Below are 14,582 nucleotides of genomic sequence, written 5' to 3' on the forward strand. Positions count from 1 at the left end.
TCAATTACGCAGAATAATTCGGTACTATTGAACATTAGGACTAGAGTTGTGAGTTTTGTGTGGTAACTCAACTGATGGCTCTAGTCTTCTTATTTTCAAGTTTATTTCTTATCCGCGATTCGGGTTATTTAATAACAAATCGATTTTATGTTGATCATAAAAAAAGCCCTATCGGGCTGAACGAAGGGCTATAAAAGGAAAACATGAAATTAGAATGAGAGATTAAATGATTTTTTCCAGTACTGATTGTTCTTCTAGACTTAAATCATAAGCTTGCTGATACATTTGTTCCATGTGTTCACCAGCCGTACAGGGTGCATAACGGTAAATTTCACCATCTTTCACCGTTCCTGGTAAGGCATTGATTGGCGTCATGTAATTCGGTCCATAAAAAAATGGAATCGAATAGCGAGACTGACCTTTTGAAAATAAATTTCTAACACGATGTGGATTTGATTTATACAGGTCATTACTCCAACGTGGGATCAGATCGCCTAAATTGACAATAAATGTATCTTTGATCGGTGGCGCTGCAACCCATGTCCCATCTGGTAAACAAACCTCCAGTCCGCCACATTCATCTTGTGCTAAAATCGTGATGGAGCCCCAATCAGTATGTGCTCCAACGCCAAAGCTATATTCATCTGCACCGACAGGATGCGGTGGATAACAGAGCATTTTTAGGGTAATCATGGGGTCGATACAACAGTCATCAAAATAGCCTTCATCTAAAGATAAAGACAGTGCTAAGAGTTGCATAATGCGCTGTGCTAGGCCATTTAGCTGAGCTATATACTCCTGACAAAACTGTTCCATTTCAGGTACTTCAGCACTCGGCCATTGATTAATGCCATAACCCTGATATTTGGCTAAAACATAGGGATGATCTGTCGGATAATTTTTTGCACAATAGAAACCTTCCTTAATATCTGGCTTTGCGCTGTAGTCTGACTTTTGCGCTGCAAGCTGTTCGAAGCCCAGATGGCTATCATTCAAACTTTGATCGTATTTAAGTTTTGTTGCCAATGGCAATGCAAAAATTTTAGCTGCCAACTCAAACTGACGTTGAATCAGCGTTGATGATATTCCATGATTTTTTACATAGAAAAAACCTGAACTGGTTGCTGCCGCTCTTAACTTTTCTACCACATCCGAGATATTGGCTGAGGAAGGCGTCAATGCCTGCGCTAAATCAATTACGGGAATACTCATAATCACTCGACCTATGTAGAGCAAGTTGCCTCTCTTGCAACTTGCAATATTTTAAAATGTATTGTTTATCAAATTCTTATTTAGGTAGTGACCCATCTACACCTTTGACATAGTAGTTCATTTTAGACAAATCGATATCCGTCAATGTTTTGCCTTTTGCGACCAGTAGACTGCCATCTTGTTTATAAATCGGTCCTGTAAATGGATGTAATGCCCCAGTACGTAATGAATCACGTACTGCAATGGCTTTGGTTTTCATCGCAGCCGTCGTTTCTGGACCAAAGTTTTCAATATTTACAGCACTTTGTTTTACGCCATACTTGATCGCCGAAGGCTTCCATGTATTTGCCGCGACTTGTTTCATCACAGGTTCATAGATTTTTTCCCAATGTAACACTGCTGCTGCAAGGTGTGCTTTCGATCCAAATTTACTCATATCTGAGTTCCAGCCAAATGCATACACCCCTTTTTGTTGTGCGGCTTGTACTACAGCAGGCGAATCGGTATTTTGCATCAACACATCCGCTTTTTGAGCGATTAATGCCAATGCTGCTTCACGCTCTTTACCGGGGTTGAACCATGTATTGGCCCAAATTACTTTGGTTTTGACCTTCGGGTTTACACTCTGCGCGCCCAAGGTATAGGCATTGATGTTTCGAACGACTTCGGGAATTGGAAATGACGCGACTACACCAATGGTATTGGTTTTGGTTTTTTGCCCCGCAACCACACCAAGCATATACGCACCTTCATAAGTTCGAAGTTCGTACACACCTAAATTTTTTCCTTGTTTATAACCAGTTGCGTGCATAAAGACTGTTTTAGGAAATTGTTTCGCAACTTTTTCCATCGAGTTCATATAACCAAAGGATGTACCGAAAATGACTTTGTTGCCTTGTTGTGCCAAGTTACGGATAACACGCTCTGCATCGGCAGTTTCAGGTACATTTTCGATATACGTGGTTTTATATTTTCCAGCTAAAGCTTTGTCTGCCTTGATGCGCCCTTGTTCATGTGAATATGACCATCCGTGGTCACTGGTTGGACCCAAATATACAAAAGCGGCCTTTTCCGCTGCATAAGATTGACTCAAACCCAGCATACCAACTGTCGAGAAGACTAAAATCGTTTTGACCAATGCTTTTATTTTAAAACTCATTCTATTTCCCCACAGTGTTTAAAATATATTTGATGCGATACTATTTAAAATGAAGAATATATTTTAAAAATGTTATTTTGGATAAAATTAAACCCAACCACATTTAAAAAAAATATTTTTGATTATAAGTAGCATTATTTTTTTAAATAAATAATTACTTATTTATAATGCAAAGATCCTCATCACTTATCGATGTTCGCCATGCAATAAATAAGTTGCTTTAACTGTTTGGTCTATTGCTAAGTTTTTAAAGATTCTTTCTAAAAATTAGAACAGGAAAAACCATTCTTAAATAAATACATGTTTTTTATGATGAATTTATAGGTATGCAGCCTAAATATTGCTGGAAATCAGCTTTAAGTTCCTATTTTTAAAATTTCAGTGGTATGGAAATTGCTCAAAACCAGTTGCTTCCTTTGACCAAGATCTTGTTATGACTATAGTTTGGATAAAAAATCCGCTTGCGGTATTTACTGCCAATAATCAGGACGCTCGTGGTGGTGTACTGATTTCTCAAGGAAAAATTATTGAGCTAGTTGGGCTAAATGGGCTGCCCAGTCAGGCTTATGACGAAATATTTAATGCAAAAGATTTGGTTATGCTCCCAGGTCTGATCAATAGCCATCATCATTTTTACCAAACCCTGACACGTGCGTGGGCACCCGTGGTCAATGCACCATTATTTCCATGGCTAAAAACTTTGTACCCAATTTGGGCAAAATTAAACCCAGAACAATTACACTTAGCAACTCAAGTGGCTTTAGCTGAATTATTACTGTCGGGATGTACCTTCGCTGCGGATCATCATTATTTATTTCCAAATCAACTGAACCGTGCCATCGATGTACAAGTTAATGCAGCACAAGACTTAGGTATACGAGTGATGCTTACTCGTGGTTCGATGAGTTTAGGTGAAGATGCCGGTGGTCTCCCGCCACAGCATACCGTTCAGGACATGGATATCATTTTAAAAGACTCTGAACGTTTAGTATCGAAATATCATCAACGGCAGGAAGACGCCATGGTGAATATTGCCCTTGCACCTTGCTCGCCTTTTTCAGTGATGCAAGACATTATGCGTGAAAGTGCCAAACTTGCAGCAGCACTCGATGTGCGTCTACACACGCATTTGGCAGAAACCATAGATGAAGAAAATTTCTGTCTACAGATGTTTGGCATGCGCACCGTTGATTATTTGGAAAGTGTAGGATGGCTGAATGAGCGTACTTGGTTAGCGCATGGCATTCATTTTAATGCAGATGAAATTCGACGTTTAGGACAAGCCAAAGTAGGAATTTGCCATTGCCCACATTCCAATATGCGCCTTGCCTCTGACATTTGTCCAACACTCGATTTAACCCAAGCAGGAAGCAAAATTGGTTTAGGCGTAGATGGCTCAGCGTCGGGTGATGCATCAAACTTACTACTTGAAGCGCGTCAAGCCATGTACTTACAGCGCTTAAAATATGGTGCAGAAAAGATCACACCTGAGCTTGCATTGAGCTGGGCAACACATGGCTCAGCACAGCTGTTGGGGCGTGAGCAACACTTGGGGCATATCGCTGAAGGCTTCCAAGCTGATTTTGCATTTTACCGTTTAGATGACATTCGTTTTTCAGGCTCACATGATCCGATCGCTGCTTTGCTACTCTGTGGTGCAGACCGTGCTGAACATGTCATGGTCAAAGGTGATTGGGTCGTCAAAAATCAAAGCTTGGTCAATGTTGATGTCGATGAACTTCAGGCCAAACACCGTGTAGCAGCAAAAGCCTTACTTGCGGCATGATCAAAAAGACCGAAGTATTGGAGTCCTTCGGTCTAAACTTTTAATTTTGACGATACTTTTAATGCCCAAATATTAGTACTTTTTCAAAAAGCAAAAAATAATCATTAATCGGTACTTAAATTGTCAATAAAAGCCCCATCTCCGTTTGGGATGAGGAGCATGCTCTGTAAGATTGAGCATAAAACAACCTCTCCCTAACCCTCTCCTGAAAGGAGAGGGAATTTAAAACATGAATTTTAAAAGTTCAAAAAATGATTTATGCACGAGGTCTATTCCAAAATTTAATTAGGAAATTTTAAGCTGCAGGATGACTGAGTTGATCAATAATACCTTGTGCAGCCAATTCATTTAATTCAGCTTCAGTTCTATATTGGGACAAAATTTCTGTCGTGTGCTGTCCTAACTGTGGTGGTGCATGACGGTATTCCACAGGTGTATCAGATAATTTCATCGGTGATCCAATCACTTTAAAATCATGATTTAAAGCATGTGGAATATTCACCACCATTTGACGGTGTTGAATTTGTGGTTCATTTAATGCGTCTTCTACAGAGTTGATTACACCGACTGGCACTTTTACCGCATGAATCGCATCGACCCAAACTTGAGCATCTTGAGTGAGAAAATAGGCACTCAATAATGGAATTAATTCTTCACGGTGCTTTACCCGATCTTGATTACGTAAATAGTTTGGTTGATCTAGCAGTTCTTTATAGCCAATCGCAATACACAAGTCTTTAAATTGCTTGTCATTACCACAGGCAATAATAAATTCCTTATCTTTGGCTTTAAAAGTTTGATACGGCACAATATTCGGGTGATTATTTCCCATACGCTTGGGTGCTTTACCCGAGGTCAAATAGTTCATGCCTTGATTGGCCAGAGCCGCCACCTGTACGTCTAGTAAGGACATATCAATATATTGACCACGGCCTGTATGCTGCCGCGCCAACAATGCCGCCTGAATGGCAATCGTTGAGTACAGTCCGGTCTGAATATCGACCACAGCGACCCCCACCTTTTGTGCGCCTCCACCGATTACATCATCAGATTCACCAGTAATACTCATCAAACCTGACATACCTTGAATAATAAAGTCATAGCCCGGTTCTTCCGCGCGTGGCCCATCCTGACCAAAACCTGTAATTGAGCAATATACGATATTTGGATTAAGCGCACTGAGCGATGCATAGTCCAAACCATATTTGGCCAGTGAACCTGCTTTGTAGTTTTCAATCACGACATCTGCCGTTTGGGCAATTTCACGGACTAGCACTTGTCCTTCTTCACTAGCAATATCAATGGCTACAGAATATTTATTACGGTTCGCACATTGGTAATAGCCTGATTCTTTCGTCGCGTGACCTTGCTGATTAGGCATCCAAGGTGGTCCCCACATGCGGGTATCATCACCCACTTTAGGACGCTCAATTTTGATTACCTCTGCACCTAAATCAGCCAATATTTGACCGCACCAAGGACCGGCCAAAACACGGCTTAAGTCCAATACACGAATTCCTTTTAATGCACCCATAGTTCACTCCAGATGTGCCATAGGATTGAGCTATGGCACAGATCTTTTTAATTATTTTACTGTTGCAGTTTTTGCAGACGCTTTTTGCTCTGCATCATCAACATATGTATCTACACTTGCCAGTTTTTCTTTTTCCGCATCTGAAGAAAGTGATGCTTGCTGCGGGTCATATTGACGTTCACGAATGAACAAGCCTGGAATAATACCTGCAATAAAGTACGCAGCACCCATCACAATAAAGGCCATAGTGAATGATCCGCCTGCGGCAATCATACCAATGGTTGCAGGTGCAATGGCTGCGCCTAAGCGCCCCATATTGTAAGCACCGCCAATGGCTGTACCGCGTACATCCGTCGAGAAACTTTCTGCCATATAAGTTGCATTTACACCGTATGGAATACCGTATAAGAAACCGAAAGTTACGAGTAAATAGGCAATGTTGGTTGGTGTGTTATAGAAAATGATGATCGGTAAAAATGCTGCCGTGGCTACCGTACCAAACACAAAGGTTATACGACGTCCGAACTTGTCAGCGGCATAGCCGGCTAAAATTTTGCCCAGAATCATGGCGGTATATGCACCTACCATATAGCCTGTCATGGCTTTAAAGTTCATGCTGAGTTCGGTTTCTAGATACGTTGGCATCCAGTTGTTAACACCGTAATAACCGAATTGTAGAAATGCAGCGGTCGACATCCAAAAGAAGAACATTTTGCGATGATTAGTGTGTCCAAAAATACGTTTATAAATACTTTCAGAAGGCGCGTTTTGAGTGACTGCAGCATGTTGTTGTACAGGCTCAAGTTTTAATTCACGGCGTTTTAGCTGCTCAATTTTTGCTTCCTGCCAAGATTTTGGTTCAGGAACAAAACGCATAAAGATCAGGGCAAAAGCAGCAGGAATAATGGTGACATAAAATAGCATGCGCCAGCCATGATCTGGAATAATGGCACCCGCCATCAGCGTTGCAACGATATAACCCACGGTTTGACCGGTTTGCAAAGTCCCAAGTACCGTTGTTCGATATTTGGTTGGCACATATTCTGCCATCAGCGTATTACACGCCATGTAAAGAGAACCCAGTCCAAAAGCGCCAATAAAACGTAAAATTAAAAATTGTTCATAGCTTTGTGTAAAGCCTAAAATACAGGTCATGATTGAGAAAAATACGACCGACCAAGCAATAGTTTTCACACGGCCAAATTTATCGCACGCCCATCCACCCGAAATACCACCGAGCGCCATCCCTGCTAAAGAAGAACTACCGAGCATTCCGGCTTGAAATGTACTTAAACCAAATTCAGCCTTTAAACTGGTCAGGCTGAATGACAGCAACATGATGTCTACACCATCAATCACCAAAGAAATAAAGGCAAAAATAAAAGCCATTTTCCAAGTGTTGCTGGTAATCCGATGCATCGTGCCCACGTTAGAAGGCAATTTGAGCGTTCCTGCTCCGTTTTGCATTTCGTTATTCATTTCCTTGTTCCTCATTTTCCCAAATGAGTCATCGGCATTCCTATGTCTGCACATTTGCCTTTTTTATTCTTTTTATTTCATCACTGCTCAGGCTATTGCACAGAGTTACAAGAGTGTTTCACGATGAATCCTTTATTGATTAAGTTTATTTTTGCATAAAAAGTCTCTAAGGCACTCTATGCAGAGCACCTTATCGATATGGAATTCAATTAGTTACCAAAAGCCGCGATGCCTGTTTGCGCACGACCTAAGATCAGTGCATGTACATCATGCGTTCCTTCATACGTGTTGACGACTTCGAGATTGACCAGATGGCGGGCAACACCAAACTCATCAGAAATGCCGTTACCACCCATCATGTCACGCGCAACACGGGCAATATCTAAAGCCTTGCCACAGTTGTTACGTTTAATGAGTGATGTGCCTTCTACAGCAGCAATGCCTTCATCTTTCATACGTCCAAATCGAAGCGCAGCTTGTAGACCCAAGGCAATCTCAGTTTGCATATCTGCAAGTTTCTTTTGAATCAGCTGATTCGCTGCCAATGGTCGGCCAAACTGTTTACGGTCCATAGTATATTGGTGTGCTGTATGCCAACAGAACTCAGCTGCGCCCATTGCGCCCCAAGCGATACCATAACGAGCACTATTTAGACAGGTAAATGGACCTTTTAAACCACGCACTTCTGGAAAAGCATTCTCTTCAGGGACAAAGACATTGTCCATCACAATTTCACCGGTAATCGATGCACGTAAGCCAACTTTACCGTGAATTGCAGGAGCAGATAGACCTTCCCAGCCTTTTTCTAAAATAAAACCACGAATGTCACCAACATTACCTTCAGGCGATACTTCTTTCGCCCAAACAACAAACACGTCGGCAATTGGGCTGTTGGTAATCCACATTTTTGCACCCGTGAGACGATAGCCACCTTCGACCTTTTTTGCACGAGTAATCATGCTACCTGGGTCAGAGCCATGATCTGGTTCAGTTAAACCAAAACAGCCAATGTATTCGCCTGTTGCCAGTTTTGGTAGGTATTTCTGTTTTTGCTCTTCAGAGCCAAATTCATTAATTGGCACCATCACCAAAGAACTTTGAACGCTGGCCATTGAGCGGTAGCCAGAATCCACATATTCAATTTCACGCGCAACTAGACCGTAGCTAACATAGTTTAGACCTGCGCCGCCGTATTGCTCTGGAATCGTTGGGCCAAGTAAGCCAAGCTCACCCATTTCTCGGAAAATTGATGCATCAGTTTTTTCATGGCGGAATTGTTCGAGTACACGTGGCTGTAAACGCTCTTGACAGTATGCATGCGCAGTATCGCGAATCATGCGTTCTTCTTCAGTTAATTGCTGTTCCAAAAGAAACGGATCTTGCCAGTTAAATTGTACTTTTGGTTTTTTTACATTGACCATTTGATTCATCGCATCCTCTGCTTTTTCGGGCTTTCTTTGTTTTATTTGATGCTATGTGTGAAAAGTGATTCATTCAAACGATTAATTTGCATGTAGATATGCGCCTTTCGCATACCTGAGCTTTGTCCACGGCGTGTTAAGCACTTTAGCCACTGATTTGAACTGCGGATTGCTTTATTTATAGACTATAGTGGTATATGAAAATCATTCTTATATGCCATTTTGTGATACCTATCGATAAAAAGGACTTTATCTATGCGGCGCAATATTCCGTCTTTGCAAAGCTTAATTTGCTTTGAATCTGCTGCAAAACACGCAAGCTATACGCATGCTTCTCAAGAGTTATTTATTACGCAAAGTGCCGTGTCACGCCAAATTCAGCAGCTTGAAGAGTACTTAGGTGTCATGCTATTTAGCCGAACACGTCACGGTGTCGATCTCACAGAAGCAGGCAAGCAATATGCAAAAAGTATTAAACCCTTTTTGCAAGGCATCGAAAAAAGCACCTCAGATATTATGATGCACAAAGGCTTGGGCGGTACTTTAAAGCTGGGGGTTGTGCCAACGTTTGCAACACGTTGGCTGTTGCCAAAATTACATAAATTAAATGCACAGCATCCTGAAATTACCGTGCATTTGGAAACCAGTACCAAACCTTTTTTGTTTAATGAAAATGTCTTTGACGCGGCTATTTTTGCAGGAACGCAACAACAAATTGAGCATTGGCCGGGTATTCAAGCGCATTATTTAATGGATGAAGAAGTGGTTCCCGTTTGTTCCCCCAAATTGATTGAAAACAACTTTCCACTTGCGGAAATGACAGATGATCACAGTTTTAATTTAAGCGATGATGAATTGCTTCAATTGCCCTTATTACAGCAAACCACCCGTCCAAGTATTTGGCAAGAATGGTTTCAAGCCCATCAGCTTCAGCATCCCAAACCATTTGATGGTCAGCGACATGAATTATTTTCTATGCTTTCTGTTGCAGCCAGTCATGGCATGGGAATGGCACTGATTCCACAAATGCTGATTGAAGCTGAACTGAGAAAAAAAGAATTGGTGATTGCATCAAATAAAAAACTGCACGGTAGCAGAAAGTATTATTTGGTCCACTCGAGTCACGACAGTTCACCGCAAATACAAAAATTTGTCGATTGGGTGCTACAAGAATTGCACCTGATCAGTTGAAGTAATCGCTATATTTTGAGTACAGTAAATTCGCTGAATCATCCATTCAATACATGTAACCGTGCCTAATGGACGCATCAATTAAAATATAAGGCTAAATATCTATGCAAAAAATTGTGGTGTTTTCAGGTGCCGGCATGAGCGCAGAAAGCGGCATCAATACCTTCCGTGACAGTGATGGTCTTTGGGAGCAGCATCGTATTGAAGATGTGGCTACACCTGAAGCTTGGGCACGTGACCCTGCTTTAGTACAGCGTTTTTATAATGAACGCCGTAAACATATTTTAGCCGCAGAGCCAAATACAGCGCATAAATTGATTGCTGAACTCAATGATTTTTTTGATGTTCAAGTTATTACTCAAAATATTGATGATCTACATGAACGTGCAGGCAGTCACAATGTACTACATCTGCATGGCAATATTCGTTACGCAAAAAGCTCTGGCCCTCAGGCGCAATATACGCAAGAATTTTTCCCCATTGAAGGTGCAGATTTAAACTTAGAGACCGATCAATGCCCTGAAGGATATCCTTTACGGCCACATGTGGTGTGGTTTGGCGAAGCAGTGCCTGCCTATGAAGATGCCAGTATAAGTGTACAAACGGCGGATATTTTTATTGTGATTGGCACAAGTCTGGCAGTCTACCCTGTGGCAGGATTGATTCACGAAATCCCTGCCAACTGCCGTGCATTTTATATCGACCCGAAAGCAGATTATCAGCGTGTACCTGAGCAGTATCAACTGATTAAAGCGGGTGCAAGTGAAGGAATGAAAAAACTTTTTTTGCAATTGGTTGCGCCATAAAAGCACATTTTGGCATCAGTATCGATCAAAAAAACTAATATTACCTGCTTCTTTTTCAGGCTTTTTGCTGTTTATAGTCTATCTAACTTGGCTTAAGTCCAATAAATCACGCCATACACGCGTTTGGCATTCAAATTGCTTAACAGTATTACGTTTTATTAAAAAAGTAATATTGGGGCTTGGTCAGTATGGGTTATGTCGCAAGAGAGCTCAGTCCAAAAAGTAAGCTATTGCTTGGCTTAGGATCATTTTTAATTCCTGTGCTCATTTGGTGTGCAGTGAGTTATTTGCCATATTTATGGCATCCGCAGGTGCAAATTACGCAGTCAGGCAGTGTGCCTTATTTTCAGGTCGATAGCCGTGTAGACAAAGCGGTGTTTTATGCCGAAGCGCAATCTGCGGTCAATGCAGGTTTAGCACCACCTCAAGGTAAACTGGTCAATCCAATCTATCTACCTGCACCGCATGAAGTAGCAAAAGCGCTGGTTACAGCCTTTATCACCCCGCCTGCCCAACCTGATGCCCCATGGTTTCATCAAAGCTTATGGCACAGCATTAAAATTGTGTTCAGTGCATTTTTTATTGCCTCTCTCATCGGTATTCCGCTGGGTATTCTTTGCGGTTTTTCTCAAAAAATATCACAACTGACCGAACCCTTTGTTGAGTTTTTCCGCTACTTGCCCGCTCCTGCTTTTGGTGCATTAGCCATTGCGATTTTAGGCATTAATGATGCACCTAAAATCGCCATTATTGTGATTGGTACGCTGTTTCAGCAAATTCTGATTATTGCGAATACCACACGGATGGTTGACCGAGGCCTGATCGAAGCAGGTTTTACGCTGGGCACCAATAAAATGAAAAGCTTATTTCATGTGGTGATTCCAGCGGCACTACCAGATATTTACCGCGACTTGCGTGTATTGCTCGGCTGGGCTTGGACTTATCTGATCGTGTCTGAACTGATTGGCACAACCTCTGGGATTACGTGGTTTATTACTCAACAAGCGCGTTACCAAAACTTTGACAATGTCTATGCCGCGATCCTCATCATTGGGGTGATTGGTTTAGTGTGCGATGTGGTGCTAATGAAACTCGGACAACGTCTATTTAAATGGAAAGCAGGAGCAAAATAATGAACAGCACAGAATTTAATGCCACCACTTATTTCGATGCAATTTATGCGCGCCCTGTCATTTTGGAAGCAAAAAAACTCACACAAAGTTTTAAACACGGCAAGACTGAGCGCACTATTTTAAATCAGTTGGATTTAAAGATTCATAAACGTGAATTTATCTGCGTGATTGGCCCATCGGGTTGCGGTAAATCGACCTTTAGCCGAATTGTGGCTGGACTTGACCCTTACAGTAGCGGTGAATTGCTGGTCGATGGCCAAGCCATTGAAGGCCCAAGCCCTGAGCGTGGCATGGTGTTTCAAGGCTACACGCTTTTTCCATGGAAAACCGTCAAAGAAAATGTGATGTTTGGCCCTTTAATGAAAGGTGCCAGCAATTCTTCGGCTGAATCCAGCGCACGCGAATGGATTGATATTATTGGTCTAGAAAAATACCAAGATCAGTACCCGCATCAGCTTTCTGGTGGGATGAAACAGCGCGTTGCCATTGCCCGCGCATTGGTCAATGAACCCAAAATATTATTGATGGATGAGCCGTTTGGCGCGCTTGACCCACATACCCGTCAAAAAATGCAAAAACATTTAATGGATCTTTGGCAAAACATTGATATCACCATCATTTTTGTGACCCATGATATGGATGAAGCCATTTTATTGGCGGATCGTATTGTGGCGCTCAAAGCCAATCCTGGTGAAATTAAAGAAATTATTGAGGTCGATTTACCCCGTCCTCGTAATCCTGAACTCATGCTGAGTCCTGAATTTAAACAACTGCGCGAACGGGTGGATTTCTTGGTACATGCGCAGGAAGACGAGCTCGACCCAGCGATGGAAAACCTACCGAAAATTCCGCGTATGACTCAAGTCAGTACGCAAAAATAACTGGATTTATCCCTCTTCATCTTTAGGACGGCCTAAATGATGTACTACAGCGTTGGACGGCCAACTTTATAGGAATTGAAGATGAATGAATCTTATGTTTTGCCACTTGTTGATATTTCAAAAATGCAAAGCACAGTATTGTCCGAGCGTTTAGAAGTAGCCACTGCTTTGGATCAAGCCTGTAAAGATGTTGGTTTTCTATATTTAAAAGGTGATCAGTTCAATTTTGATTTTGCGACATCACTAATTCAGGTGGCAAAGCGTTATTTCCAACAAGATACCGCCCGTAAAATGCAACACTATATTGGGCTGTCGAAAAATCATAGTGGCTATGTGCCAATTGGTGAAGAACAATTTGCAGGCAACAGCTATGACTTAAAAGAAGCCTATGACGTCAATTATGATTATCATGGCGAAACTAAGGCATTTCCCTTGCTGGGCCCTACTTTATGGCCAGATGATGCCACATTTAAAAGTACAGTCAGTGATTATTACCACCATTTACGCAGTATTAGTGAGCAGATTTTTCAGGCCTTTGCTTTAGCTTTGAATGTAGATGAGCATTTTTTTGAGCGCAAAATTACCCATCCGACCAGCCAACTGCGTCTAATTCATTATCCGTATAACCCTGAAGTGAAAGATGCCGAAGGTATTGGCGCGCATACAGATTATGAGTGCTTTACACTGCTCTTGCCGACGGCACCAGGTTTACAAGTATTAAATAAACAAGGTGAATGGATGGATATTCCATTGATTGAAAATACCTTGGTGATGAATATTGGCGACATGATGGAAATTCTGTCGAATGGCAAATATTTGGCCACCAAGCACCGTGTTAAAAAAGTCTCTGAAGAGCGCTACTCTTTTCCTCTTTTCTGTGCATGCAATTACGACACGATCATTGAGCCAGTACATTCTACTGAAGCGCCTAAATATCAGCCCTTAATTGGTGGCGAACATTTATTTAATCAAACCGCGCAAACATTTAGTTATCTCAAAAAACGTATCGCTTCAGGAGAACTGAGTCTAAGAAATGCTGTGCCGTTGTCCTCTTTTGGTATGGATGAAAATACAGAAGTACAAGGAGCAAGCGCATGAATCTATTTCAGGCTTTAGCACAACTTCGAGCAAGCCAAGAGATTTCAGGTCCTATTCCAGACTATTTATATGGTGCTTTTCGCCGTAAAAGCATCAGTTTTTCGAATGGATTAACGGATGAAAAAACCATTGTGTATTGGTTTCAGTCTCGTAGTTTCACTATCGATCTACGTTTAAAAAGCCAAGAAAATACGCCAGTAAATGAGCGTCAAGGCTGGATTGGCAACACTCTTTGGGATGCTGAGCAGCAATTATTGTCTTGGGATGTTAAAGCACACTCAAATTATCAAAATCATGTGCAATGGCCAGAGCCTGCCAAGTTGCATGCGATTGGCAACTGTATTTTAGAATTCTCTCCAAGCAATGTGTATGTCGAAGACTGGCGTCAGCAAGTTCATGAAGGGCTATTTTTAGGCCTGCGTTTGAAGTCAGCCCTCGATGTAGAAAGTCATCAACCCTTGCAGATGGATGGCGGTTTAATTATTTGTGATAAGCATGTGGCCTTCGCACTGAGCCGTTTACCTACAGATCAGCAAACAGTTGCCAGCATCAACATATCATCTGCACCTACTATATATGAAAAGGTGATTGAAAGCTTTGAAGTATCCATCGCTGTAGATGGTCTGCATAAGTACTACACAACGACTTCATCTCAGCAAGATCAAGCACTTAACTTTGATCATTTCGAAATTATTGATGAAATACATTTAATGCAAAACGTCATTATTAATGGTCAAGCAATACAGCTGATGTTCGAGGTGGATATTTATGTTCCACATTATGCATTTCAGCGTCGCACTGATACCACGACAGAAAGTACAGATTGGTTGCAAAATGAAAAACAGCACCTCTTGTACCATGCCGTAGAATGTCTATAGGAAA

Annotated in this window: 12 protein-coding genes; 7 read left to right on the forward strand and 5 right to left on the reverse strand. The window is 41.6% G+C overall.

What is annotated here, in order from left to right:
- Positions 1 to 222 precede the first annotated feature (222 nt).
- Both FTU64_RS08560 and FTU64_RS08565 read right to left on the reverse strand, forming a co-directional pair.
- Positions 223 to 1,212, reverse strand: a complete 990-nt coding sequence (locus tag FTU64_RS08560) for an isopenicillin N synthase family oxygenase (protein ID WP_180042304.1) — start codon at positions 1,210 to 1,212, stop codon at positions 223 to 225.
- Positions 1,213 to 1,288: 76 nt separating this feature from the next.
- Entirely contained in the window at positions 1,289 to 2,314 is a 1,026-nt protein-coding gene (locus FTU64_RS08565) for a BMP family ABC transporter substrate-binding protein (protein WP_257222226.1), read from the reverse strand.
- Between the two features lie 490 nt (positions 2,315 to 2,804).
- Here FTU64_RS08565 and FTU64_RS08570 point away from each other — a divergent pair, with 490 nt between their 5' ends.
- Positions 2,805 to 4,157, forward strand: a complete 1,353-nt coding sequence (locus FTU64_RS08570) for an 8-oxoguanine deaminase (RefSeq protein ID WP_180059565.1) — start codon at positions 2,805 to 2,807, stop codon at positions 4,155 to 4,157.
- A 295-nt stretch (positions 4,158 to 4,452) separates the two neighbouring features.
- Here the strand turns inward: FTU64_RS08570 and FTU64_RS08575 are convergent, their stop codons facing one another.
- The 3 genes from FTU64_RS08575 to FTU64_RS08585 form a co-directional block, all read right to left on the reverse strand.
- Positions 4,453 to 5,691, reverse strand: a complete 1,239-nt coding sequence (locus tag FTU64_RS08575; RefSeq protein ID WP_180059566.1) for a CaiB/BaiF CoA-transferase family protein — start codon at positions 5,689 to 5,691, stop codon at positions 4,453 to 4,455.
- Positions 5,692 to 5,742: 51 nt separating this feature from the next.
- The gene (locus FTU64_RS08580) at positions 5,743 to 7,170 is read right to left on the reverse strand and encodes an MFS transporter (protein WP_180059567.1); all 1,428 of its coding nucleotides are present in this window, start codon (positions 7,168 to 7,170) and stop codon (positions 5,743 to 5,745) included.
- A 209-nt stretch (positions 7,171 to 7,379) separates the two neighbouring features.
- Positions 7,380 to 8,600: an acyl-CoA dehydrogenase gene (locus FTU64_RS08585; protein ID WP_078193771.1), complete on the reverse strand. Its 1,221-nt coding sequence runs from the start codon at positions 8,598 to 8,600 to the stop codon at positions 7,380 to 7,382.
- 246 nt (positions 8,601 to 8,846) lie between these two features.
- Here FTU64_RS08585 and FTU64_RS08590 point away from each other — a divergent pair, with 246 nt between their 5' ends.
- The 6 genes from FTU64_RS08590 (at position 8,847) to FTU64_RS08615 (ending at position 14,578) form a co-directional block, all read left to right on the forward strand.
- Entirely contained in the window at positions 8,847 to 9,782 is a 936-nt protein-coding gene (locus FTU64_RS08590) for a LysR substrate-binding domain-containing protein (protein ID WP_180059568.1), read from the forward strand.
- Positions 9,783 to 9,886: 104 nt separating this feature from the next.
- The gene (locus tag FTU64_RS08595) at positions 9,887 to 10,588 is read left to right on the forward strand and encodes an NAD-dependent deacylase (protein WP_180059569.1); all 702 of its coding nucleotides are present in this window, start codon (positions 9,887 to 9,889) and stop codon (positions 10,586 to 10,588) included.
- Positions 10,589 to 10,776: 188 nt separating this feature from the next.
- Positions 10,777 to 11,721 (forward strand): ABC transporter permease, encoded by a 945-nt coding sequence (locus FTU64_RS08600; protein ID WP_180059570.1) that lies wholly within the window; start codon positions 10,777 to 10,779, stop codon positions 11,719 to 11,721.
- On the forward strand, positions 11,721 to 12,602 hold the full coding sequence (locus FTU64_RS08605) for an ABC transporter ATP-binding protein (protein ID WP_180059571.1): 882 nt from the start codon (positions 11,721 to 11,723) through the stop codon (positions 12,600 to 12,602). The genes FTU64_RS08600 and FTU64_RS08605 overlap by 1 nt, the downstream gene beginning before the upstream one ends.
- 81 nt (positions 12,603 to 12,683) lie before the next feature.
- Positions 12,684 to 13,700, forward strand: coding sequence for an isopenicillin N synthase family oxygenase (locus tag FTU64_RS08610; RefSeq protein ID WP_180059572.1), 1,017 nt, complete (start codon positions 12,684 to 12,686; stop codon positions 13,698 to 13,700).
- Positions 13,697 to 14,578, forward strand: coding sequence for a hypothetical protein (locus tag FTU64_RS08615; protein WP_180059573.1), 882 nt, complete (start codon positions 13,697 to 13,699; stop codon positions 14,576 to 14,578). Before FTU64_RS08610 ends, FTU64_RS08615 begins: the two co-directional genes overlap by 4 nt.
- Positions 14,579 to 14,582: the final 4 nt, after the last annotated feature.

This window comes from Acinetobacter sp. YH12128 (assembly GCF_013418655.1).
GTDB classification, from domain to species: domain Bacteria; phylum Pseudomonadota; class Gammaproteobacteria; order Pseudomonadales; family Moraxellaceae; genus Acinetobacter; species Acinetobacter amyesii.

Coding starts and splice junctions, on each gene's coding strand:
- FTU64_RS08605 (WP_180059571.1), top strand. CDS start 11,721: ATGAACAGCACAGAATTTAATGCCACCACTTATTTCGATGCAATTTAT.
- FTU64_RS08560 (WP_180042304.1), bottom strand. CDS start 1,212: ATGAGTATTCCCGTAATTGATTTAGCGCAGGCATTGACGCCTTCCTCA.
- FTU64_RS08610 (WP_180059572.1), top strand. CDS start 12,684: ATGAATGAATCTTATGTTTTGCCACTTGTTGATATTTCAAAAATGCAA.
- FTU64_RS08565 (WP_257222226.1), bottom strand. CDS start 2,314: ATGCTGGGTTTGAGTCAATCTTATGCAGCGGAAAAGGCCGCTTTTGTA.
- FTU64_RS08575 (WP_180059566.1), bottom strand. CDS start 5,691: ATGGGTGCATTAAAAGGAATTCGTGTATTGGACTTAAGCCGTGTTTTG.
- FTU64_RS08585 (WP_078193771.1), bottom strand. CDS start 8,600: ATGAATCAAATGGTCAATGTAAAAAAACCAAAAGTACAATTTAACTGG.
- FTU64_RS08570 (WP_180059565.1), top strand. CDS start 2,805: ATGACTATAGTTTGGATAAAAAATCCGCTTGCGGTATTTACTGCCAAT.
- FTU64_RS08580 (WP_180059567.1), bottom strand. CDS start 7,170: ATGAATAACGAAATGCAAAACGGAGCAGGAACGCTCAAATTGCCTTCT.
- FTU64_RS08600 (WP_180059570.1), top strand. CDS start 10,777: ATGGGTTATGTCGCAAGAGAGCTCAGTCCAAAAAGTAAGCTATTGCTT.
- FTU64_RS08595 (WP_180059569.1), top strand. CDS start 9,887: ATGCAAAAAATTGTGGTGTTTTCAGGTGCCGGCATGAGCGCAGAAAGC.
- FTU64_RS08590 (WP_180059568.1), top strand. CDS start 8,847: ATGCGGCGCAATATTCCGTCTTTGCAAAGCTTAATTTGCTTTGAATCT.
- FTU64_RS08615 (WP_180059573.1), top strand. CDS start 13,697: ATGAATCTATTTCAGGCTTTAGCACAACTTCGAGCAAGCCAAGAGATT.